Raw genomic sequence first — 22,756 nt, 5'->3', positions numbered from 1 at the left:
GGATTAAAAAATAAAACGATGCCCACTTCATTTTTAGGTACCGGCTGGAGTTTTCCTCCTTCCTTTGATAATATCAGCGGGGAAACGGCCATGTTAAGCGATCATGCCGATGTGGAAAGCAGCCTGGCTGTTTTGCTGAGTACGCGACCCGGCGAGCGCGTCATGCTGCCTTCCTACGGCTGCGCCCTGGATGAACTGGTTTTTGAATCCCTGACCACTACCTTTAAAGCCTATATCAAAGACCTGGTAAAAACCGCCATTCTTTTTCATGAGCCCAGGATCAGGCTGAACGGGATAAGCCTGGACGATTCCGGCGAATCAGAAGGGCGCATCCTGATCATCGTGGACTATACCGTGAAGCGGACGAATTCCCGGGCCAATTATGTATTCCCATTCTATAAAAACGAAGGGAGTGAAGTGAGATGAGCAGTCCTTGTAATAATACCAATCCCCTGAAACGGCCGGGCGTAAACCAGGGTGAGCGGGTCCTCGCCGCTCTCCTGCCCGGCTTTGTTAGCGTGGATGAACGGGAGTACCCGGACCTGATCCTCTTTGCAAAGCAGTATGCCGCCTTTCTTCATTATTACAACAAGCATAATGCGGCAGAAGGCGATTGGAGGCCCTTTATGCTGATGGATGTCTCGGTTACCCTGGCTACGCTGACGCGTCTTGACATACAGGAATACATCACCTATGCGAAGGATATTTACTCGGAGATCAGGTCAAGCGCCACGGCGCAGGAAACCGAACTGAAAAACTATTTCAAAACCATTTTTGACCTTTGCTTTTCCATTACCCTTTTGCTGGATCATTATTACCAGGCACTTCCCGCGGATGTTGAATTTAAGGAGGTCCTGGGAAATACCGTTCGTTCCGGCCTGCCGGAATATTTCGACCGGCTTAAAAAATACTACGCGGAGGCGGTCAATCAGGGCCTTATTGATCCTGCGGGCACATTTCTTTTCAATGACCGGCCGCGCGATCTGCTTCTTTCCCAGGACTTTCATGCGACAGATCTTTCCGGCATCTGGAATGATCCTGCCGGGCCTCCTTTTACTCCTGTGTTCACCGGGGCCAGCACTGGCCTGAAAATAAAAAATATCGCCACGCATAACCTGTTCACCGGCATTACCGACCAGTATCTTAAAGTACTGGCCCGCATAGTGAACGCCGCCCCGGCCCACCTGGACCGGACGATGGATGAATTTCCCGGCCACAGCCCGCATTACGCACTTTTCCTGACCTTCATTAAATTGTTCAGGATTTCGCAGGAGCGCCTCAATACCTTCACGGCCAGGCATCTTGACCTGTATTACCGGGAAATTCTCCGGTTAACAAAAAAGGACCCGGAACCCGACCAGGTACACCTCCTGTTCGAACTGGCTAAAACAGCAAGCGCCGGCGTACTTCTGGAACAGGGAACGGTGTTTAAAGCCGGAAAGGACCGGGACGGACAGGAGCTGTTTTACAGCCTGAAAGAGCAGGCCATCCTCGGGAAAGGGAAAGTGGCCGCGCTTAAAAATACGTTTGCAACGCGGGAAGAAGGAACTTCCGGCAGCCGGATCTCCGCTGGTTTTGTGGCAAATTCGGGAGATGGAATGGGAGGCCCGCTGCTGCATGCCGATAAAAGCTGGAACGCTTTCGGGGAGCCGGGCCGGGCCTTTGCAAGAGCCGGATTCGGCATTGCTTCCGATTATTTGTTCCTGGCTGAGGGAAAGCGGGTGATCACTTTTACTTTCCAGGTAACCGGAGGGGAATTCTTCAGGCTGAACCCGGCAAGGCTGAACAGTCTTTTCAGGGTGCAATTGAGCGCCGAAAAAGGCTGGTTTGAGCCGCTTTCCGCAGCCGGGAAAACTACCGTGGCCGCTGACGGGCAGTCCTTTTCCATGCAGGTTACCCTGGACGGAGGAGACCCGCCGGTAACGTCCTGGTCTCCGGAGGTACATGGGTATCAGTTTGAGCAAGAGATTCCTATGGCGCTTTTTACATTGCGGGAAGGCAGGGCAGACGATGAACTGTGGCGGCTGCGAATCTCGGGGATCCATTTAAAAGTAACGGTTGAAGGTGTTAAGAGCCTTCTTATTGAAAATGACGAAGGATCGCTTAACCCTGCCAAACCCTTTGAGCTTTTCGGCCCGGCTCCGCACCAGGGTTCATCCTTCATCATGGGTTGCCGGGAATTGTTCATGAAAGCCCGGCGTCCTGCCGGAAAGGTACATGCCAGCCTGGCTTTAACCTGGGATAATCATGAAACCCTGACAGAAACATTCGACGTAAATCCGCCGGTTGAAATCCATTACCTGGAGGATGCCCGCTGGAAAGAAGAGGTTTTTTCACCTTCTCAATCGCTTTTTGCCCTTTCGGGAAGCAGCCCGGAAAAGAAAACGACCCTGCAGTTTCAGCTGCCGGAGCTGGACGTGCAGGGGGACTATTCAGCCGCGAACAACTATTCGCCCCTTTCCAAATGGGGTTTTCTCAAAATAATATTGAAAGGCAGCTTCGGGCATGCGGACTATCCCAGAAGGCTTGCCGAAAGCATAGCGGTGGTTTCGGCGACCAATAGCGACGGAATCACCACCACTTCGGTTGATATGGGAGATATAAAGGAACCCTATACGCCCCGGGTGAAAGAAATAAGCCTCAATTACGAGGCAGGCACCGGCCTGGACCTCAACCGGCCGGACAAAGGGAATTTCATTCACCTGACTCCTTTCGGTTATACGGGCTTGCCGGGCGAAGCATTTCCCGGCCACCTGCTGCCGCAGTTTCCCGCCGAAGGCGAAATGTTCATTGGACTGGATGAATTGCAGACCGGGCAGACACTACCCTTGCTGTTCCAGGTGGCCGAAGGCACGGCCGACCCGGCGGCGTCGCAACAGGATGTTGTATGGCATTACCTGGCTGCGGGAAATGAATGGAAACCCTTCCAAAAGGAAGAGATCGCTGATGAAACCGGCGGCCTGCTTAAATCGGGGATCATCAGGTTCTCCATTCCCCCGGCAGCCAGCAGCAAAAGCACCCTTATGGACGAACAGCTGCACTGGATCAGGGCGAGCGTCGCAAAAAACACCCAGTCAATTCCCCGCCTCATCACCGTCGCCGCGCAGGCGGCGACCGCAGAATTCCAGGATTATAAAGGAGAAGGAAATAGCTTTAAGCAGGTGCTTCCCGCCGGAGCCATCAGCAAACTGCTGCTTAGTAACCCGGCTATTAAAAAGGTGGAGCAGCCCTATGCTTCTTTCGGAGGAAGGGCCCGGGAGGACGATGCGTCCTGGTACCGCTGGGTAAGCGAAAGGTTGCGTCATAAGCAGCGGGCGGTTTCGATCTGGGATTATGAACGGCTGGTACTGGAAAAGTTTCCCGGCATTTATAAAGTGAAATGCATTAATCATGCACAAAGCAATAATGAACTAAGCCCGGGACACGTGCTGTTGGTACCGGTACCCGATTTGCATGGCAGGAACGCCTTTGATCCTTTAAGGCCCAGCGCAGGTTTGGGCCTGCTGGAGGATATAAAGAAATTTCTCTCCGGTATTGCCTCGCCCCATGTGGAACTGGAGGTATGCAATCCCTTATTCGAAGAAATACAACTCGAATTCAACGTTCAGTACCGAAGCGACGATATGGCCTTCTTCACCCGGCAGCTTCGCATGGAACTTGAGCAATTCCTGGCGCCCTGGGCATTTGACACGGAAAGCGATATTGAATTCGGCAGCAGGCTGAGTAAAAGCGCGCTGATCAATTTTATAGAGGAAAGGCCCTACGTGGATCATATCAGCTGCGTAAAAATGTATTGCATCAACGGTGGCCTGCGGTCAAATGACCTGGAAGAAGCCCTGGCAAGCTCCGCCCGGTCCGTATTTGTATCGGTAAAAGCGGAAGACAAGGTTTATCCACATATCATCAACGAAAACGTATGCGCATGCTAAGCGAAGGAATCTATATTGACAAGACAAGGAAACTCGCTCCGGCCCTGGATTATGAGTTTCTCCGGTCGCTTGGGCTCCGGTATATTGAAGAGCTGGGCAGCAAGCTGTGGACCGATTATAATTCGCATGATCCTGGTGTCACCATCCTTGAAGTGCTGTGCTATGCCCTTACCGAACTCGGCTACCGGACCGCTTTCGATATAAAAGACCTCCTCGCCGCTAAGAATGGCCGCATTGACGAGCAGCAGGCTTTCTTCAGTGCGAAAGAAATATTAAGCGCCGCCCCGCTCACGGTGGAAGATTACCGCAAGCTGCTGGTGGATATTGACGGAGTAAGAAATGCCTGGCTTTATCCGTTCAGGGATGAGCAGCTGCAGCTTGCCGGGAAACCATCGCAGGAAGTGTCTCTCTTTGCCCATTGCAAAAAGGATATGCTCACATATGAAAAAACCGAGCATTCCATCGAACTCCGCGGGCTGTACAGGGTAGTCCTTGACCTGGAAGAAAGCGATGAGTTCGGCGATCTGAATAACGGCGGCCTGGTATTCCAATTTCCAGGCGAAGAATTACAGGGCTTGATATTCCAGCTGCTGTTCCCTGCCTGGCAGGAGGCCGATCATGTCTTTTTCCAGTCTGCGGACCCCGCTACGCTGGCAAATAAGCAGGTAACACAGCTGGATGGCGGCTGGAGGGTTTCTTTCGAACTGTCTGCCGGGGCTACCATAAAAACACTGGAATTTTACGTAAGCATTCCCGGGAAACAGGATCTGAGCCCCGTGGAAGGCGAGGTCAGCCTTCAGCTGAATGACGAAGAACAGCTGGCTGCCATGTTCAGCCTCTACCAGGCGAAGCTAAAAAAGATAGCCGGCATACTTAGCCAGGCTAAAGCAGTACTGCACGGGAACAGGAACCTGTGCGAGGATTTTCTCCCCCTGGAGACCGTTTGCACACGCGATATTGCGATTTGCGCGGATATCGAGGTGGAAGCCGGGGCCGATATTGAGAAAGTATATGCCCGCGTGTTGTTTGAACTTGAAAATTACCTGGATCCCCGGGTCAATTTTTATACCCTGAAGGAATTGACAGACCAGGGGCTGCCGGCTCAGGAGATCTTCCAGGGGCCGGTGCTGACCCACGGTTTTATCAAAACGGACGAACTAAAAGAAACCCGCCCCCGAACGGTCATCCTGGTATCGGACATCATCAATTTCATCATGGATATCGAAGGGGTGCTGACGGTGAAGAATGTGCTGCTCACAAAATACGGAGCCGATGGGAAGCCGGTGCAGGCCGGGCAGCGCTGGTGCCTGAAAATGGATGAGGGCTGCAAGCCCGTGCTGTCTGTTTTCCGGTCCAAAGTCTTGTTTTTTAAAGGTAAACTGCCCTTCCGGCCCCGGCTTAATGAAAGCCTGGACACGCTTAATTATTTACGCGGGCTGGCAAGCCAGGATAAATTAAAGGGCAGCGCCGATGATTTTCCGATGCCCATGGGGACATTCCGCCAGGCCGGCGAGTATGTGTCGGTAGAGCAGGAATTCCCCATGACCTATGGGATCGGCAACTACGGGCTTCCCGAATCTGCGGGGCCTGAAAGGAAGGCGCAGGCGCAGCAGCTAAAGGCCTACCTTCGTTTTTTTGATCAGCTACTGGCGGATTTCTTTTCGCAGCTGGCTCATGCAAAGGACCTGTTTTCTTTGGAGGGCAGCCTCAGCCAGACTTATTTTGGCCAGTACCTGGCTCAGATGAACGGCGCCGGGGAAATATACAGGGATGCAGCAAGCCTGAAGCAGGTGTTTCAGCCTCCGGCCCCCGCCGACCCTGAAAAAGTGAAAGAGGCGCGGGCCTTCCTGCTGGAAAGCCCGGAATTGTTATATGAGCGGCGCAACCGTTTCCTGGATCACTTGATGGCCCGTTTCGGAGAATCCTTCAATGAGTATGTTTTAATGCTCTATGCTTACCGGAACGCCGATGAATACGAGGAAATTGATGCTCAGGCATTGATAGAAGATAAGATCGCCTTCCTCCGGGATTACCCCGTAATCAGCAGGGAACGCGGACAAGCCTTCAATTACCGGGAACCAGCCTGGAATACGGCAAATGTTTCCGGCCTCGAAAAACGGCTTGCACGCCTCTCGGGAATGGATGATTTTAGCAGAAGGTTCTTATTCTGCCTGCATCATATAGATATTCAAAAAACGGAGGATAGTCCGCCGCGCTATTTTTTCAATGTAGTGGACGAGGAGGGGAAAGTCTTATTGAAATCACTGCAGGAGTACGCAGCGCCCGGGGAAATTGCCGGAATTACGGAAGAACTGGCGGGATTGCTCAGCAATGTTGCCGCGTACCAATCCACCGGGGCTGTTCCGGGGGCCTTCGCCTTCAACCTTGTAAATGAGAGCGGCCAGGCGCTTGCTGTCAGCGGAGAAGTGTTCCCCGATGCCGCTTCCCGCGATGCCGCCGTGCTTGAAATTGCGGCGAAAATGGGAGAAGACTGCCCGGGCGAAGGGCTGCACCTGGTAGAACATTTGTTGCTGCGCCCAAGATTTTCTCCCCCTGAACTGCCGGGGGAAGCGCCGGAAGATATTTACAAGCTGTTCCAGGTATGCCTGGGTGAAAACTGTCATTTCTGCGGGGAGGAAGATCCCTATTCGTTCCGTATTTCCATTGTTCTTCCCTACTGGCATGAACGCTTTAAGGCCGTGGAATTCCGGGATTATTTCGAAACCATGGCCAGAACGGAGACGCCTGCGCACTGCATGCTGAAGATCTGCTGGCTGAACAATACGCTTATGAATGCCTTTGAACGCGCCTATAAAGAGTGGATGGAAGCCCTTGCCGCTTTGGAAGCCGGTATTTTACCGGATCCGGCCGGCCAGGAAGGGCTTCGCCTTGCCAGCAATAAACTGATTGATATTCTGAGCGGGATGCACAGCGAATATCCCCTGGCGCAGCTGCATGATTGCGAAACCGGTACTTCCAACCCGGTACTGTTGAATAATACAATTCTGGGGACATACATAAAATCCAATAACGATGAATGAGTATAACACATATCCTGTCTTCGTAGCTGACCAGGTATTAACAGCCGAACACCTGAACCAGGTGGTGAATTATCTTGACGAACAGGGACGCCTGACCAGGAACCGCCTGATCGGCATCGGAATCGTGTGCGGCCTCGAAATCAAAGCAGGTCCCGAAAGCATTGAGATAGGCAAAGGCTGCGGTGTAACTTCAGAGGGCTACTTGGTACTCCAGGAGCGGAAAATCTATACTTATTCGCGTCCGTACACACTTCCGGAATACTTCTCACCGGAATATAAGCCGGTGTATGAAGACTGGCATATGTGGGAATTGCTCACCGCTGAAGAATCCCTGGAAGCGGAGGACGGACAGCCGCTGAAAGGCCGGGAAGATTTCGTGAAGGATAAGATCGTGGTCCTTTTGCTTGAAATGAAGGAAAAGCCGCTGAAAAACTGCATCGAGATCGACTGTGAAGATAAAGGCGACAAGATCGAGTTCCGGGTAAAACCTTTGCTGGTTTCAAGAGAAGACCTGGACGAATTTACCGGCGTCCGGGAACCTGCCGGCGAACTTTCGGGCGGCTTGCTGCGGCGGCCGGCAGCCGGATTGCGGGATGTTTCCCCGAACCCGCGCCTCAGCCGGGTACTCCGGGATGTTTCCGAGAACCCGCGTCACAGCCGGGCGTTCCGGGAAGCTGCAACCCGCGGCCCGCGCTTCGAATCTGTTCCAGGCAGACGGCTTCGTGAACCGCGCCTCAGCCGGGCGGCTCAGCAGGACATGCAGCTGCGGCGGTTTAACGTGCCGGCCCGGGAACTGAAAAATACGAATGACGTCTTCGGAGCATTCTTAAGAATTGTTGACGAAAGTACCTTAAAGCAGCTGGCAGAAACGCTGAATGCCTGCTATTACCGTTACCAGCCTGTTTTAGGTGCGGAGAACAATCCTTTTGAGCAGGTGGCTTCCAGGTTTAACGACACGCTTTCCCATATCAAAACGGCCAACCCCTACTTTATCCAGTATTTCTATGATTGGATCGATGACATCATAAAGGCCTATCACGAACTCGAATATAAGATCGTTGATGTACAGACCGAATGCTGTCCGGACAGGGACCTGTTCCCGCTTCATTTAATGCTGGGCGAAGCCAACAGGGATACGACAGATCATGTACGATCATCGTACAGGCATTACTTTATTTATTCCCCGCTTTTTAACGGTCAGCAGCAGCTGGTTTCAGAAGTGAGGCTTCTTTTTAAGCGCCTCGCCGCGATCATTGAAACATTCAGTGTTCCACACGTAAAAACGCTTTTCCCGGCCGAAGTAAAGATCACTCCCAGCCGGTACCTGGAGCATCCTTTATCGGAGCGGTGTATTCCCTATTATTACGATCCCGGTGCTATGTATCCGCTCTGGAGCTGGGAAAAGACCCGGCGGGGAAGAGCGGACAGCAATTTGTCTTATCACGCGGGGGAATACAGCAGCGCGGATACGGTGCTGAACCCTTTAAACTATGATATAGAAACCTATAACTTTTTCCGTGTGGAGGGCCATATCGGGAAGCCGGTTACAGCCGCATTGCAAACCCTGCTTGCCCGCCGCGATCATTTTAACCTGCCTTTCGAAGCCCTTGCCTTATCAACGGCGACGATCAGCGCTTTCTTTAACGCAGACGATCACGAATGTCATTTCCGGGACCTGGAATCAATTTACCGGGTCTTGCTGGCCGAAATGAAATGCAAATTCGGTGAATTCCAATGCATGGCCGCAAGAATACCCTACCAGGCGCGGGTTAGGGCAGGAGTGCTTTCGGGTGGCGAAACACTGGCCGGGAGGGCTGCTGCGTTTCAACCGGGCGATTTTCTCAAAAGTCATTGCCCGCCGCAGAAGGGAAGCGTCGGAGAAGCTTATTTGAATCTCGTAAGCAGGCGGATATCCTTTAATCGGTTTACCGCCCTTGATCTTTCCGCCGGTATTTCTGGCGCTGCCGGTGCAACGGCGGGGAGGACCGGCGCCGCTGCTGGCGCAGCCAGTGCCGTCAGTGCGGCCGGTTTCAATGATCATGCGCTTTATGCTGCCCTGTTTTACTTTATTCATTCAGTCGAAAGATTATTCCAGGTTCTTGCAAACAAAGAGCTGGGCCAGCTGGATATGGAACTCTTCCAGCCACGTTATGAAGCCGTAGTGGATGCCGCAGGGGACCTTGCCCGGATAGGCGAGGCCCTGGAGCGCCTGGATGCCGGAAACGAGAATTACCAGGCCCTGCTTAAACGCCTGCAGGAACTGGGCTTTTTCGAACTGACGGTCCGGATACGTACATTGATCTATATCTGTCTGGATCACCGTCTGAAAGCGCTTAAAGAAGAATACCAGCGAAGGTTACGCGAGCTTCGCCTGCTGACCAATCTCATGCATTATGCAAAAAAACATCCTGGCCTTGAACATAAAGCCGGGGTGCCAAAAGGCGGTACTTTTATCATGGTTTACCATGAAAGCCCGCCGCGAAGGCTGCTCGCCGGGCTAACCGCAATAGGGGAAAGAACCGTTTCAGCGGCAGAAAGCGCTGCTTTCCGGGAAGCAGGCTCAACGATTGCTGAACGCGGTTCTTTTGCTACTGGCAGCGCAGCCGGTACGGAGGAACTGATCAGGGAAGCCTACGTGAACAATCCGCAATTACTAAGAAAATTTGAAAAGGCGCTCGGAACGTTTATGGATACGTGCAGGGATATGGATCCGGATAACAGGAAGAGGATCCGCGATATCCTGGTAAGTATTCCGGACAGGGAAGAACCCCTTGATTTCCGCGTAGCCGAAGAAGCGGTAATTGCTGATTTCTACCTGCCCTATATCTGCTGTTCCGGCTGTGCCTCCGTTTCTTACGTGCTTCCGGCAACCCCGGAAGAAGTATTGTCCATTCGTATCAGGCCCACGGAATTTTGTAATGACGATTCGCGGCTTTACCCGGTAACCGTATCGCCTGCCGGAGGGAAATTAACAGCTTCCGCGGGAGGAATAAGCGAGGAGAACGGCTTTGCCTTTTCGCCTGAAGGATTGGCAGCCGGCATGAATACCCTCACTTATACGCTGGCCGACGGACGAAGTACCAGCGTTGACCTTCGTATTGCCGAAAAGTTCCAGGTAGATTTCAAGACCCGGGATATGGGAGATCTCACTGTACAATTTATCCCCGGTTTTACGGACGAAGAGAACCGGCAGGTAAGCTGGGATTTTGGCGACGGCGCCACTTCAGCCGAATTTTCGCCCAGGCACACCTACCGCCTGGAGGAAAGTGAAGCAAGCTTTGTCGTAACCCTCAGGGTCAACCACGCCTCCTGTATGGCAGAAGCCAAACAGACTATTACGCTGCGCAAACCAGCCGATCCTCAATTTGACTTGCAACCACGGGTTTTTTGCGTAAATGACCGGAAAGAATATGAATTCAGCATTGAACCTTTCCCCGAAACAATTGAAGAAATAAAAAATCCGGATAAACTGATCATTAGCATGGATGCAGCTGCGGGGAAAATGGACTTCGTTCCCGCCAGGCACCGGATTAAGTCTACCAAAGACTACCGGCTGGAATACATGGGCACAGGGCTTGACCTGCGGGTGGTTGTTGCCGATGCTTCATTTATTATGCAGATAAAGTGGATGGATACGGACAATTTACTGGTCCTTAAACCCAGGCAAACGGATGCATCCGGTTATACATGGACGATCACCCAGGGGAGGATCAGCCGTTCTTTTACCACACAGGTGGTTGAAGTGAAACAGTCGGAATTAGGGTTAAGCCCCCGGCTGGACTTCAGCATCAGCCTGCATGTGAACCATCAGCTTCCCTCCGGGAATTGCGCGAATGAGCAGAAGTTTACGATGACGCCGCAGCTGTTCAGGAAATACCAGGGCAGCGGAGAAGAGTTTGACAATTCAACCATTCAATGACAGCGATCATGACAGCGAATAACAAAGTTACTCACCGCATCAGGATCCAGCGGGTGGACGTTGAGTTTGACAGGACGGAAGATGCATTTAAGATCCGGGAAGAACTTTCGGAAGTTTGCCGGCTGCGGCTGGTACCGGCCATGGAAAAACTTTTCGACGAAAAATACGCCGCCGGCCCATTGATAAGCATACCTCATCTGGTCATTGATGCCGGGGAGCTGGACGCGGATAATTGGGAAAACACGTTTGTAAACTCCGTTATTCGCCGGCTGGAAACCTTTCTCGACCGGGAAGCGGCCCGGGAGCAAGGGGCTAGCGGTGTTTCGCGTGCGGGAGCAAAAGGCCAGGGGGCCGGGGAGCGGAAGCGCCGGGCCGGTTTTATTTTGCACTATCTGAAAAGCGGCGTGCAGCCCTGGAATTCACCCCATGAAAGTAAAGAACAGCTGAAAAATGAATTACGGGACTTATTGAAAAACTCGCGTCGTTTTTTAAGGTCCGTCAGTTTCCTGGATCGCCAGGGGCCGGATCTCCGGGATGATTTTACCCGGGAATTGGTTGAATTGCTGGCTTCCGATCTGAATGCGGTGAAAAGGCTGGTGTACCTGCTTCCCGAAAAAAACATACTTCCGGTTTTGATAAAAAAGGGCTGGGATCCTGCTGAGATCAGGAATATGCGGAAGAACTGGAATGCCATCTTTCACCTGTCGGGACTTCCCCGGGACGAACATCCTGCTGTTTTTTTACATTCGCTCAGCGTCCTGCATAACGGGCGGGAGATCAGAAAACACCGCCTTTCCGAGGCGCTTTCACAGGAAGTGGTGCGGGTGCTGGAAGAAAAGCATAAGCCCGTATTCATGAAACTGCCGGAGGTCCTCGAGAAATACCTTATCTTGCTTCCAGGAAAGCCTGTACTCAATTATCATAAAGAGATGCTGAACCTTCCGCCCCGCGAAAAACCCGTTCCGCCGCTGATTGAAGAACCGGTGTACATTAATAACGCCGGTCTTGTATTACTGCATCCCTTTTTATGTGATTTATTTGAAAATACCGGCCATACCGTGAACAACAAGTGGGATTCCCGGGAAATGCTGCAGCGCTCCATCGTATTAACCCGCTATCTTACCAGCGGGCAGGATGATTACAGCGAACATGACCTGTTCCTTAACAAGCTTCTTGCCGGTTTTCCCCTTGAAGCTCCTTTGCCCCTGGATATCTTTCTGAGTGATTTTGAGAAAAAAGAAGCGAATGACCTGCTCGAATCGGTGATCGGCCATTGGAAGGCTTTAAGGAACACCAGTATAGAGGGGCTGCGCGAAGCCTTTCTGCAGCGGCCTGGAAAAATAAGCGGCAGGGAGAAAGGCTGGCTGCTCCAGGCGGACCAGCAAGTGCCTGATGTGCTGCTGGCTAAATTGCCCTGGGGCTTTTCCACCATTAAAACTCCCTGGATGAAAGAAATTTTAACCGTAGAATGGACATAATATGGAACTGTTGAAAAAAGGACAGGAGGGCGAAAAAATCAGAGAACTCCAGGAAATCCTGAGGGAACTGGATTATGACCTGCCCGTTACCGGTATTTTTGATCATACCACCTATAAAGCGGTGCGGAATTTTCAGAGCCGCCACCTGGACAAGCACGGGGAACCGCTGGCTGTTGACGGGAAAGTGGGGCCGCTCACCTGGTGGGCTTTGCAAAATCCGAAGACAAAAGTTTATGAAGGCGTTATTAATTACGGCATTTTCCCGGACAGCTCATTCGGCGGATCCGCGGCCGGCCGCAGCGCCTTGCAGTTTGCCATAGATGAACTGAATAGCGGAGCGGGGGAAGAAGGCGGAAACAACAGAGGCCCCTGGGTGAAAAAGTACCTTGCGCCAACGGGCCTTGGAGAAGGCTATAGCTGGTGCGCCGCTTTCGTGAGCTGGTGTTACCTGCAGGCCGCCGGCGGCAGCAAAGAAGATATGCCTTTTCGCTATTCGGCGGGAGCAAGGAATATTTACAACCAGCTGCGTGAGAAAGGGTGGACACTGGATAAAGATGAGCTGCCTCAGCCGGGCGATATTGTTTGCTGGTGGAGAGTGAGCCTGCCTTCCGGCCTGGGGCATATTGGCCTGGTCCATCATTATAAGGACGGCTTTCTGTATACGATCGAAGGGAATAAGGCAGCAAATGTGGCGGGATTTTCCTATGTGAAAACACGCATGGATAAACTATTAGGTTACGGAAGAATACCATAAAAGAAAATAGTATGGAACACCAGGTAAAGCAGAGAAACAGGCAGGCCGGTACCAGGCAGTCAAACGGCGGGCAGGGCTGCGCATTTTTTGCGCCCGCGGCCGTGCAACCTAAATTAACGGTCAATGCGCCTAATGACCGGTACGAAAGGGAAGCGGATGCGGTTGCAGATAAAGTAATGCGTATGCCTGCTTCCTTAACTGCGCCTGTTCAGCGCAAATGTGCCCATTGCGAGGAAGAGGAAAAAAAGCAGTTACAGCGTAAACCGGTCAGAGCAAGCATTACCCCCCTGCTGCAACGCAAAGCGGTAAACAGGGATCGAAGCGTTGGGGAGCATTTCAGTTCATCTTTGCAGGCGAGTAAGGGAAGCGGAAAACTTTTGCCTCAGGAAACACGCAGCTGGATGGAGAGCCGCTTTGGCGCCGATTTCAGCAGTGTTAAGATACATACCGGCGGAAAAGCGGTGCAGTTAAGCAGGGATCTGAACGCCCGGGCATTTGCGCACGGCAGTGATATCTATTTTAACCAGGGAGAATTCGCTCCCGGTACAATAGCCGGTAAGCAGTTGCTTGCACATGAATTGACCCATGTGGTGCAGCAGGGCGGCGATGGCGGCCACCTTCAGCGCTGGACCTATGGGGCCGGGGACCACAATACTTCCGGCGGAAATACCTTCCGGGAAATTACCGCTGCCGAAAGGCAAGGCCCCAATGGAATGGATGCAGCAATGGCCATCGTAGACCGCCTGGTGGCAGGAAGCGACTGGCGTTCCGAGACATGCCAGCAATGGTATACAGATAATTGCGACGTGGCAAGGTCCCTGGCCGACTTAAACAACCGGGCGGTCATCTGGATGTGGCGGGAGGCCGATGGTTCAGGCGGAAACGGACTGACGGACGGCGCCAATGGGGAACATCACGCGGTTACCGAGCAGTTGTTCAACATCAGGAGCCGGTGGGCGCTTGCTGCAACCATTCTGCATGAATATTGGCATGACTGTGAAAACAGCGCGGTGGATATCGGGGATGATGCAAAGGCGGCCTGCGGCTTGCCGAATATATAGATACGATGGCATCCTCAGGCACCAGATCAAACCCGGCTGCGCAGGTGAATAAAGCGCCGGGAATTTCCCGGCCGGGACCGGAACAGCAATTTTTTAAGCCTGTTATACAAACTAAATTAGTTGCCGAACCTACTTATCCCCCCTATCTTGTGAACAGTATTCCGGGACGTAACCCGGCAAGCGATCCGGCAAGCCGGCTGCGCCCTTCCGAGCGTACAGCGCATGTGGGAGGTTTACTGCAAGATCTTTGTCCCGGTTTTCAAACCGATTCCTCAACAGGCCTTGTTTCGCCGGTTGATTCTTCCGCTACCGCCGGGCAGCTGGCGGCCGGAAATAATCCGGCGGGATGCTGTTGCCTGCATGTATTGACAAGGCGCGGATCAGGTAACTGGAGGATACTGGTGAGCGACGTGGTTAGCCCGCATACCCTTGAATCGGAAGGGGTAGTGGTTGTTCCGGGACCTAACGCACCCATTGATTACGGCAACTGGACAGCAGGGCCTGCCGAAAGGCGTGTTATTATGTCGAATACAGAGATCCTTGGCCATGAGCTATGCGGGCATGCGGCCCTGATGGAATTGCAGGCACACCCGCCGGACGCCAGCAGGCTTACTACGGATGTGCATGACCCTACGGTGAATATTCAAAATCTGATTGCCACAGAGCAGGGAGTTCCTGCATCTGATCTTCGTGGCCTGGCGTCGGGAGGGTCTCACCGGGGCGAATCCTTTGCCCGTATCGTCATCAGCGGGTACCCCGCAAACAGGATAAGCCCTTTTAGTATTCCGGACTCTGCGCAGCATCGAAAATTGTTCCTGGCTACTAATCTTATCCGCACCAATGATTTCTTTGTAAATATTACCGGACATACGGATCCGAGTGGCACGGATGCCATTAATGACCGTATAAGCCTGCAGCGCGCAAATTCCGTGAAAGCATTTATTGCCGGGCGGGTGCCCGCCAACAGGCACCTGGACAGGCAGGATCCGGCGACACCGCTCGTTAACAGGTTCCGCTCCACCACCGGTGTTCGGGATCAGCAGCCACCTCCCGCCGCATTGCAGGGAAATCCGGATAACTGGCGCCGGGTGGAAATATTTGTCGCTTCTTTCCCGGCGGCAACAGAGAATGCGCCGGCAGCAACTCCCGCTACAGTTACCCAGCTTCCCCCGCCTCCGGGTGCTTCCGCGCTGGCGGCTTCCGGCGACGAGTGCGAGAAGGTGCTGGTGAACGGCGCCTATCCCGGTATTTCCGCAACTACTGCTCCGCCCGCCATTTCACCCGCGCTGCCCGCCATTTCGCCAAAACGGCAAGCCTTAACGGCTTCGCATTTACAAAGACAGGAAGCGGAGCAGCCGCTTTCTCTCGACCCTGAATTGGCTGCGCCGCCTAGTTTCCGTCCTTCCGCGAGCCCGGATTTCCTTTCGATGCGCCAGCCTTTTATTAATCGCGGTGTTTTCGATCTTTGGGATTCAGACTCCGCGATGGCAGTTTGGCGGTATAATTTTGATTTCTTCCGGCTGTTCGGTTTATCTCCCGGTATTTCCACCACACTTAGCAATTTCGCGTCGCCCCGTTTTATCGATGCGCAGCTGAAACTTAATAATCCCACCTGGTGGGAAATTACCGACCTCGAGCTGAACACATCCACGGTAGGCGCTTCAGTTCCTGTACTGGAATTTAATGCGGATTTCTCCGTAGAAGCGCCTTCCTGGTTCAGAAGTGTTTTCCTGGATTAAAACGATCCTGATGATGCAAAATGCGAATACTATAATAAAGGAGAAAGAGGCGTTTCCGTCCAGCGAAAATGGCAAGCCGGGAAGTAGTTACCTGGCTGCCGCGTTGAAATACCTGGAAAACTATGCTGCTGTCTGGCTGGAAGCGTATTTCCAGGAAAAAGCGCCGGTTTTTGAGCCGCCTCCGGTTCCTTCCGGGCAGGATACCTCTCCCTTTGCGCGATTTGTGAAACAGTTTAAACCTTCCAAAGAAGAAATGCTCCTGGTATTGACCGCGCTGGTACCTCATATTATTCCCGGGTTTTTTGACCGAATGGTTCAGCGCTGCCTTCCGGAAGGCGGCGAATTCCCTGAATTCGGAGGTATAAAAGGCGTAAATCACCGCGCTATGCTGCCGACAGGTGAAACGGCGATGTTTCTCTTAGCTGGCCCGGACCTGGATGAACGTTTGAAATTCTTACAGCTGTTCGGCGAACAAAGCGGTCTGTTTAAACATAAAGTGCTTTCACTGGAACTGCCGCCGCCGGGCGAGCCCTTGTTAAGCGGCCGGCTCATCCTGGAACCGGAGTTTGCCGAGGTGTTTACAACAGGTAAGGTGGCGCTTCCCAGGCTAAGTACGCAATTTCCGGCGGAGCATATCAGCACCCAAATGGAATGGAACGACCTGGTATTGAGTGAGAGGATCTGGCTGCAGATTAGGGAACTTGAAAACTGGATAAAGAACAGCGAAACGCTGATGTCGGAATGGGGAATGGGAAAAAGGCTCAAGCCGGGATACAGGGTATTGTTTTACGGTCCGCCCGGTACCGGTAAGACACTGACGGCTACCTTGCTTGGTAAATATACCGGAAAGGAAGTATTCCGGATCGACCTCTCCATGGTGGTGTCCAAGTACATCGGTGAAACCGAAAAAAACCTGGCCGCTCTTTTTGACAAAGCCGAAAACAAAGGCTGGATACTATTTTTTGACGAGGCGGACGCCATTTTCGGCAAGCGGACCGGGGTTCGTGACGCGCATGATAAATATGCCAACCAGGAAGTTTCCTATCTCCTGCAGCGGATCGAAGCTCATTCAGGGCTTATTATCCTGGCCTCCAATTTCAGGAATAACATTGATGAAGCTTTTATCCGACGTTTTAATTCCATCATCTATTTCCCGCCTCCTTCCGCGGAAGAACGTTTAAGATTATGGCAGCAGGTTTTCCCGGCCGCTGTAAGTCTGGAAAAGGACGTGGACCTGGAAGCGATTGCTTCCGGCTACGAGCTGACCGGCTCGCATATCCTGAACATTGTGCAGTATATATGTCTTTCGGCCCTGGAAAAGGGCGAACAAAGGGTGTCCATGGCGGATATTCTCAGGGGAATACAAAGGGAAATGGAAAAGGAAGGCAAATGACCGCAAATGATCGCCTATTATTATCGGCTTGTTAGTATATTAGCCGGTATGCGTAAAAAGCTTTATCGCAATTTTCAAACCGGCTTATTGGGTGGAGTCGCTTCAGGCTTGTCCGAGCAGTTTAACATACCTCCTTTTTTCATTCGCCTCCTTTTTATCGTACTTTTTATGGCATTGGGTTTGGGGCTGTTTTTGTATATTGCTTTATGGGTACTGTTACCCGGAAAGGAAAATGATCGTCGTATCATTGACCCTATATTAAAACGATTTCAAAAATGGAAAAAAGACTGACCAGGAATATGCCGGGGAAGATGATCGGCGGAGTGGCCGCCGGCCTGGCCGATTACCTGGAAATTGATGCCACCATTGTAAGGCTGCTGTTTGTATTAGCCACCTTCTTTCACGGAGCGGGACTTTTAATATATATTGTTTTATGGATAGCGATGCCGGCGGGTACAGGTTACCGGGTCCGGCCCGGCCAGCCCGGCGGCGTAAACCCGGTCAGTCCCGGCTCTCCGGAACCGCCGCTTCAAAATCCTGTTCAGCGCCCGGAAGGCAATGAGCCCTCGGGGAGGCGGTCGGCCGCTGTGATCGGCTGGATATTAGTGGGCCTTGGCGTTTTTTTCCTGATGGACGAGTTCCTGGAACCCTGGTTCCGCGAGTTTTTTTATTGGTTCAACTTCAGGAGAATCTGGCCGGTAGTATTCATTATCGTGGGCGTTCTTATTATCTCTTCTGCCGCCAAAAAAGCACCCGGATACGGGCCGGAAGAAGATCCCCTCCCTCCGGGCGGGCCAAAGGAACCGCCTGCCGGAGGGCCCGGAACGTCGGCAGGTTCAGGCATAAATCCGGAGCAGGGCCCGGCGACCCCGCAGCGTGGGCCAATGAATCCACCGCCGGGTTCAGCGAACCCGCCGGATCCAGCGAACACGCCGCCGGCTGATTCGCGTGGGCCAATGATCCCTCCGCCGGGTCCAACGAACACGCCGCCGGCGACCCCTCCGCGTGGCCCAATGAATCCCCCGCCTGGTCCAGCGAACGCGCCGGATCCAGGTAAGGACGATACCGATAAATTCTAAACCATGAAAGCGCGTGACATATTCTGGGGCGTCTTCTTCATTTTGTTCGGAGCCCTGCTCATCCTGGAGAATTTCGAAGTCATCGATATCTGGTGGCGTACACGCGATATCTGGCGGCTATGGCCGCTTATTCTTATCCTGATAGGCATGAACCTTATCTCCAGGCGCACCGAGGTGATCTACAATGTGGCAATTATACTCCTGGTACTGGCTTTCGGATATGTGGTCGTGTACGGGTACCAGCTGCAGCATTTTTAGCGCCCGGGCAGCATGGTTATTTTTCCGGTAGAACGGCTTTTGCCGCTGGCAGGGAGATTCCCCTGATCAGCACCGATTTCTTTCTTCCGGTTTCGCCTTTCAGCAGCTGAACCCGTGAGCGCGGAACGTCAAATAATTTTGTCAGGAAATCCAGTAAGGCTTTATTAGCCTTGCCGTCAACGGGCGGTGCATGTACCCTGATCTTGAGTGAATCACCATACAGGCCGGCTACTTCGGTTGTTGAGGCGCCGGGTTGGATATGGAGAAAGAGGATAACGCCCTCTGCGTGTGGCTGGATCATGTGCTGAGCAGAATAGGGGATTAAAAGTAATACTGTTAGCGCTTATTTGCAAGCTGTCAGCTATTTGCGCGGCGGCAGCCCGGGGTACTCCGTAAAAATTGTACATTTAAACCCTGATCCATGATGCACCGCAAGATCATTCATATTGACATGGACGCTTTTTATGCTTCGGTGGAGCAACGGGATTTTCCTGAATACCGCGGGAAGCCCATTGTCGTGGGCGGGCCTCCGCAGGGGCGCGGTGTGGTAGCCACCGCAAGTTATGAAGCCAGGAAATTCGGCGTGCGCTCAGCCATGCCCAGCAAAAAAGCCCTGGAACTTTGCCCCGAAGCCCTGTTTGTTTTTCCCCGTTTTGACGTTTACAAGGAAGTGTCCGCTAAGATCCGGGAAATATTTCGCCGGTACACCGATATAATCGAGCCCCTGTCCCTTGATGAAGCTTATCTTGATGTTACGGAGGATAAGAAAGGAATAGGTTCTGCCCTGGAGATTGCCGGCGAAATAAGACAAGCCATTAAAGAAGAGCTGCAGCTTACCGCTTCGGCCGGTGTTTCTGTCAATAAATTCGTGGCGAAAATCGCCTCTGATATTCAAAAGCCGGATGGCTTGACGTTTATCGGGCCTTCCCGGATAGAAGCTTTTATGGAGCAGTTGCCCGTAGAAAAGTTCTTTGGCGTAGGAAAGGTAACAGCCGGTAAAATGAAACAAATGGGCCTCCATACGGGAGGCGATCTGAAAAAGCTTAGCGAAGAAGAGCTGGTCCGGCATTTCGGGAAAACAGGCCGGTTCTATTATAAGATCGTCCGGGGCATCGACGAGCGGGAAGTACAGCCCTCCAGGGAAATTAAATCTATAAGTATTGAAGATACATTTGCCCGGGACCTGGCGGAGCCGGCCGATCTGCTCAGGGAGCTGGACCGGCAGGCCGAAAAACTGTCCGGCCGCCTTGAAAAGCGTATGTTAAAAGGAAAAACGCTTACGTTAAAGCTCAAATTCACCGATTTTAAGCAGGTGACCCGCAGCCGGTCCCTCCCAGAACCTTTTTGCGATGCATTGACCATCAGGAAGGTAGGAGCGGACCTTTTGGCCGGAGCGGACCTTCAGGGAAAGGCAATAAGGTTGCTGGGACTGGGCATCTCCAATTTTAATCAACCCGATGCTGCCCGCCCTGTGAAACGAGCGGCCAACCAGCTCGATCTGTTCCTTTGATTGTCACTTAATGCTGCGTCAAGCATGAACTCGCAGCATTAATGATTGCAAACACCAGCGGCTGCTAACACTACCAATGAACAAAAAAAGCCGCCGCCGTGGCAGAACCCAGTCCCGAACCTTAGCATTACTCTTCAGTTAATAATTTCATAATGGCTGCTTCAAAAGCTCCATTCATGTCTGTATTATGAAAGCGTTGATAATACCGCAGGAAAGTTATCAGGGCAGCCATTTTTCTTTCCGGTATTTGTTTGCTCAGCAGGTGCCGGGTCAAATTCAGCTTTAATCGCAGCAGTTGCTCGTCCTCGATGTTCTCCGGGCTTTCCAATGCTGTTTTAACGATCAGAAGCACCTTGGCAAACGAATTATTGCTCTTTTTCAATTTATGACGAGACTGCGCAAGCACATTGTAGCTGTTAAATTCAAAGTCCATTTTTGAACCCAGGTACTTTTGTGCAAATCCGCAGGGATAAATATCATTGTTTTTGCCACCTGTGAAAAGAACGGACGTTGGCATTTCTCCATAGAAGTCCCAGACCTTGAAAAAGTAGTTAAACACCCGTTCTGATAATTCCGGCCGGGGGTTGTCGCCCGCATAATAATGTACCAGAAAATAGACATCTTCCCCTTCGGCAGTATATCCCCGGACCAGTTTGTCTATATGCGAAACCGGTTCTTTCCAGGAATCTTCCAGCGGAAAAAGCAGTTCCAGTTCATCATCCAGGAAATCAAAGCCCCTTTTCAGGTCAAATAGTTTGTCTGCCCCGCAAAAGGAGTACTGCAGAAAATCATCGAAGACATCTTCAATGATGCCTTTCACAAATAGTTCATTGCGGGGATACCAGGAGTACGTTTCGCGGGACCGGGACGACGACAGGTTTGAATTTAATTGGTGCATTCTATTATTCCTTTCTTAATTGGTTGTCTTTCATTGCTACCTGCTACCCTGCCCGATTTCTTCCCGTCAAATATGGTTATCTGGAAGCCCTCTAAAATATTTCTGAATTCAGGCGGGGGCAACCCGGCTGTTTTAAAATGACTGAACACGCGCCGGATCCCGGAACCGTATTTTTCGATCATCCCGATGTCCCCGCAGAAACCGGCAATCAATTTATTCCGGGGAGTGAAAATGCGTCGAAGATTTGCTTCGTTTGATATAATAGCTCCGTGCCCTGATTGTTCATAAATAGCCGTGTTCATGATGTGAAGATGTATAGCAAATGTAGGCAACGGGGAAATGACTTCCCAACAAAAAAGTATAGCAAAAAGGTTTAAATGCGATCTTTGACCCATGAATGTTATATTTGCATTCAAGACAGGAAATGACGAACACTACCCAAATAAAATGTCCGAATTGCGGCACCTCGGTGGATGTCCAGGATATCCTTTCGCATCAGCTGGAAGAAGAGATCAGGCAGAAATACCAGGCACAGCTGGCTTCGGAGAAAAAACGTTTCGAGCAGGAGCAGGAAAAGCTGAACGAGGCAAAAGAAGCCTTCGAGCAAAAGAAGAAACAGGAAAACGAGTTATTCCAGGAACGTCTGGAGCGGCAGCTGAAAGAAGAAAAGCGGGCCATTGAGGAAAGGTTGAAAATAAAGCTGGCCGAAGAGCAATCCGAGCAGTTCCAGGCCCTGCAAAAGGAACTGAACGAAAAATCCGAGCAGATACGGGAGCTGAACCGTACAAGGGCGGAAGTTGAAACGCTGAAACGGGAAAAGGCCGAGCTGAAAGAATCAGTGGAAGCGGAGGCACAGAAAAAGCTCAATGAGCTGTTGCTGGCCGAAAAGGAAAAGATCAAGCGGACGGAAGAGGAGCGGAATGAACTTCGCATCCGGGAGCTTCAGAAACAACTTGACGATCAACGGAAGCTTACCGAGGAAATGAAGCGGAAGCAGGAGCAGGGCTCCATGCAGCTTCAGGGAGAAGTCCAGGAGCTGGCCATTGAAGAATGGCTGGCCGGCCAGTTTCCGCTGGATCTGATTGAAGAAGTGAAAAAAGGCGCACGCGGCGGTGATTGCATCCAGGTGGTGAATACGCATACCCGCCAGTGCTGCGGCCGCATTTATTACGAAAGCAAGCGCACGAAAGATTTTCAACCTGGCTGGATAGAAAAATTCAAGGCGGATATGCGCGAGAAAGGCGCGGATATCGGGGTGCTGGTCACCAATGCCATGCCGGTGAGCCTGGAACGGATGGGTATCAAAGAAGGTATCTGGATCTGCAGCTATGAAGAATTTAAAGGGCTCTGTACTGTCCTGAGGGAATCCGTTATCCAGCTTAGCCTGGCCATTGCTTCCCAGGAAAATAAAGGCGATAAGATGCATTTGCTGTATGATTTTCTAACCAGCAATACCTTTCGTATGCAGGTGGAAGCCATCGTAGAAGGCTTCGCCTCCATGAAAAATGCCCTGGAAAGCGAAAAACGCTCCATGCAGCGTATCTGGAAGGAACGCGAAAAACAAATTGAAAAGGTCATCACCAATACCATAGATATGTACGGCTCCATTAAAGGCATTGCCGGGAACGCTATTCAACCCGTAAAAGCGCTGGAACTGCCTGAAGGTGATTTTACGGAAAACGAAGAGATCGACTAAA

At 51.9% G+C, this 22,756-nt stretch carries 17 protein-coding genes; 14 read left to right on the top strand and 3 right to left on the bottom strand.

Translation table 11 applies throughout. The features are described from left to right. Positions 1-18: 18 nt before the first annotated feature. Genes FRZ59_RS17015 through FRZ59_RS16960 form a run of 12 tightly spaced genes read left to right on the top strand, consistent with a single transcriptional unit; the run spans position 19 to position 18,651 of the window. A complete protein-coding gene (locus FRZ59_RS17015; RefSeq protein WP_132129644.1) occupies positions 19-426 on the top strand; it encodes a GPW/gp25 family protein in 408 nt (135 codons plus the stop codon). After that, positions 423-3,929, top strand: coding sequence for a baseplate J/gp47 family protein (locus tag FRZ59_RS17010; RefSeq protein ID WP_132129643.1), 3,507 nt, complete (start codon positions 423-425; stop codon positions 3,927-3,929). The genes FRZ59_RS17015 and FRZ59_RS17010 overlap by 4 nt, the downstream gene beginning before the upstream one ends. After that, positions 3,923-6,970 (top strand): hypothetical protein, encoded by a 3,048-nt coding sequence (locus FRZ59_RS17005; protein ID WP_132129642.1) that lies wholly within the window; start codon positions 3,923-3,925, stop codon positions 6,968-6,970. Before FRZ59_RS17010 ends, FRZ59_RS17005 begins: the two co-directional genes overlap by 7 nt. Beyond that, on the top strand, positions 6,963-10,889 hold the full coding sequence (locus FRZ59_RS17000) for a PKD domain-containing protein (protein ID WP_132129641.1): 3,927 nt from the start codon (positions 6,963-6,965) through the stop codon (positions 10,887-10,889). The genes FRZ59_RS17005 and FRZ59_RS17000 overlap by 8 nt, the downstream gene beginning before the upstream one ends. Then, positions 10,886-12,367, top strand: a complete 1,482-nt coding sequence (locus tag FRZ59_RS16995; protein WP_132129640.1) for a contractile injection system tape measure protein — start codon at positions 10,886-10,888, stop codon at positions 12,365-12,367. Before FRZ59_RS17000 ends, FRZ59_RS16995 begins: the two co-directional genes overlap by 4 nt. Position 12,368: 1 nt before the next feature. Continuing rightward, positions 12,369-13,121, top strand: coding sequence for a CHAP domain-containing protein (locus FRZ59_RS16990; RefSeq protein WP_132129639.1), 753 nt, complete (start codon positions 12,369-12,371; stop codon positions 13,119-13,121). Between the two features lie 11 nt (positions 13,122-13,132). Next, positions 13,133-14,182 carry an eCIS core domain-containing protein gene (locus FRZ59_RS16985; protein WP_132129638.1) on the top strand — a complete coding sequence of 350 codons (1,050 nt, stop codon included), beginning with the start codon at positions 13,133-13,135 and terminating at the stop codon, positions 14,180-14,182. A 5-nt stretch (positions 14,183-14,187) separates the two neighbouring features. Next, the gene (locus FRZ59_RS16980; protein WP_158640662.1) at positions 14,188-15,921 is read left to right on the top strand and encodes an OmpA family protein; all 1,734 of its coding nucleotides are present in this window, start codon (positions 14,188-14,190) and stop codon (positions 15,919-15,921) included. 10 nt (positions 15,922-15,931) lie between these two features. Continuing rightward, entirely contained in the window at positions 15,932-17,314 is a 1,383-nt protein-coding gene (locus FRZ59_RS16975; protein ID WP_207910310.1) for an ATP-binding protein, read from the top strand. Positions 17,315-17,320: 6 nt separating this feature from the next. Further along, positions 17,321-17,605: a PspC domain-containing protein gene (locus tag FRZ59_RS16970; protein ID WP_132129637.1), complete on the top strand. Its 285-nt coding sequence runs from the start codon at positions 17,321-17,323 to the stop codon at positions 17,603-17,605. Next, on the top strand, positions 17,590-18,393 hold the full coding sequence (locus FRZ59_RS16965) for a PspC domain-containing protein (RefSeq protein WP_132129636.1): 804 nt from the start codon (positions 17,590-17,592) through the stop codon (positions 18,391-18,393). The genes FRZ59_RS16970 and FRZ59_RS16965 overlap by 16 nt, the downstream gene beginning before the upstream one ends. Positions 18,394-18,396: 3 nt before the next feature. After that, a complete protein-coding gene (locus tag FRZ59_RS16960) occupies positions 18,397-18,651 on the top strand; it encodes a LiaI-LiaF-like domain-containing protein (protein ID WP_132129635.1) in 255 nt (84 codons plus the stop codon). A 16-nt stretch (positions 18,652-18,667) separates the two neighbouring features. Here the strand turns inward: FRZ59_RS16960 and FRZ59_RS16955 are convergent, their stop codons facing one another. After that, the gene (locus tag FRZ59_RS16955) at positions 18,668-18,952 is read right to left on the bottom strand and encodes a DUF167 domain-containing protein (RefSeq protein WP_132129634.1); all 285 of its coding nucleotides are present in this window, start codon (positions 18,950-18,952) and stop codon (positions 18,668-18,670) included. Between the two features lie 120 nt (positions 18,953-19,072). On the opposite strand from FRZ59_RS16955, the gene dinB reads away from it, so the two are divergent. After that, positions 19,073-20,161 (top strand): DNA polymerase IV, encoded by a 1,089-nt coding sequence (gene dinB, locus FRZ59_RS16950; protein WP_132129633.1) that lies wholly within the window; start codon positions 19,073-19,075, stop codon positions 20,159-20,161. Positions 20,162-20,288: 127 nt separating this feature from the next. Here dinB and FRZ59_RS16945 read toward each other — a convergent pair whose 3' ends face one another. Continuing rightward, entirely contained in the window at positions 20,289-21,059 is a 771-nt protein-coding gene (locus FRZ59_RS16945; RefSeq protein WP_132129632.1) for a hypothetical protein, read from the bottom strand. Beyond that, the gene (locus tag FRZ59_RS16940; protein WP_158640661.1) at positions 21,047-21,361 is read right to left on the bottom strand and encodes an ATP-binding protein; all 315 of its coding nucleotides are present in this window, start codon (positions 21,359-21,361) and stop codon (positions 21,047-21,049) included. Before FRZ59_RS16940 ends, FRZ59_RS16945 begins: the two co-directional genes overlap by 13 nt. A gap of 122 nt (positions 21,362-21,483) precedes the next feature. Between FRZ59_RS16940 and FRZ59_RS16935 the strand changes: the two genes are divergently transcribed. Beyond that, the gene (locus FRZ59_RS16935; RefSeq protein ID WP_132129630.1) at positions 21,484-22,755 is read left to right on the top strand and encodes a DUF2130 domain-containing protein; all 1,272 of its coding nucleotides are present in this window, start codon (positions 21,484-21,486) and stop codon (positions 22,753-22,755) included. The last annotated feature ends 1 nt before the right edge of the window (position 22,756 follow it).

Origin of the sequence: Anseongella ginsenosidimutans (assembly GCF_008033235.1) — a bacterium.
GTDB lineage: Bacteria > Bacteroidota > Bacteroidia > Sphingobacteriales > Sphingobacteriaceae > Anseongella > Anseongella ginsenosidimutans.
This window is presented reverse-complemented; position numbering and strand designations above follow the sequence as displayed.

Coding starts and splice junctions, on each gene's coding strand:
- FRZ59_RS16960 (WP_132129635.1), top strand. CDS start 18,397: ATGAAAGCGCGTGACATATTCTGGGGCGTCTTCTTCATTTTGTTCGGA.
- FRZ59_RS16970 (WP_132129637.1), top strand. CDS start 17,321: ATGATCGCCTATTATTATCGGCTTGTTAGTATATTAGCCGGTATGCGT.
- FRZ59_RS16940 (WP_158640661.1), bottom strand. CDS start 21,361: ATGAACACGGCTATTTATGAACAATCAGGGCACGGAGCTATTATATCA.
- FRZ59_RS16995 (WP_132129640.1), top strand. CDS start 10,886: ATGACAGCGATCATGACAGCGAATAACAAAGTTACTCACCGCATCAGG.
- FRZ59_RS16980 (WP_158640662.1), top strand. CDS start 14,188: ATGGCATCCTCAGGCACCAGATCAAACCCGGCTGCGCAGGTGAATAAA.
- FRZ59_RS16985 (WP_132129638.1), top strand. CDS start 13,133: ATGGAACACCAGGTAAAGCAGAGAAACAGGCAGGCCGGTACCAGGCAG.
- FRZ59_RS16965 (WP_132129636.1), top strand. CDS start 17,590: ATGGAAAAAAGACTGACCAGGAATATGCCGGGGAAGATGATCGGCGGA.
- FRZ59_RS16990 (WP_132129639.1), top strand. CDS start 12,369: ATGGAACTGTTGAAAAAAGGACAGGAGGGCGAAAAAATCAGAGAACTC.
- FRZ59_RS17005 (WP_132129642.1), top strand. CDS start 3,923: ATGCTAAGCGAAGGAATCTATATTGACAAGACAAGGAAACTCGCTCCG.
- FRZ59_RS17000 (WP_132129641.1), top strand. CDS start 6,963: ATGAATGAGTATAACACATATCCTGTCTTCGTAGCTGACCAGGTATTA.
- FRZ59_RS17015 (WP_132129644.1), top strand. CDS start 19: ATGCCCACTTCATTTTTAGGTACCGGCTGGAGTTTTCCTCCTTCCTTT.
- FRZ59_RS17010 (WP_132129643.1), top strand. CDS start 423: ATGAGCAGTCCTTGTAATAATACCAATCCCCTGAAACGGCCGGGCGTA.
- FRZ59_RS16935 (WP_132129630.1), top strand. CDS start 21,484: ATGACGAACACTACCCAAATAAAATGTCCGAATTGCGGCACCTCGGTG.
- FRZ59_RS16955 (WP_132129634.1), bottom strand. CDS start 18,952: ATGATCCAGCCACACGCAGAGGGCGTTATCCTCTTTCTCCATATCCAA.
- FRZ59_RS16975 (WP_207910310.1), top strand. CDS start 15,932: ATGATGCAAAATGCGAATACTATAATAAAGGAGAAAGAGGCGTTTCCG.
- FRZ59_RS16945 (WP_132129632.1), bottom strand. CDS start 21,059: ATGCACCAATTAAATTCAAACCTGTCGTCGTCCCGGTCCCGCGAAACG.
- dinB (WP_132129633.1), top strand. CDS start 19,073: ATGATGCACCGCAAGATCATTCATATTGACATGGACGCTTTTTATGCT.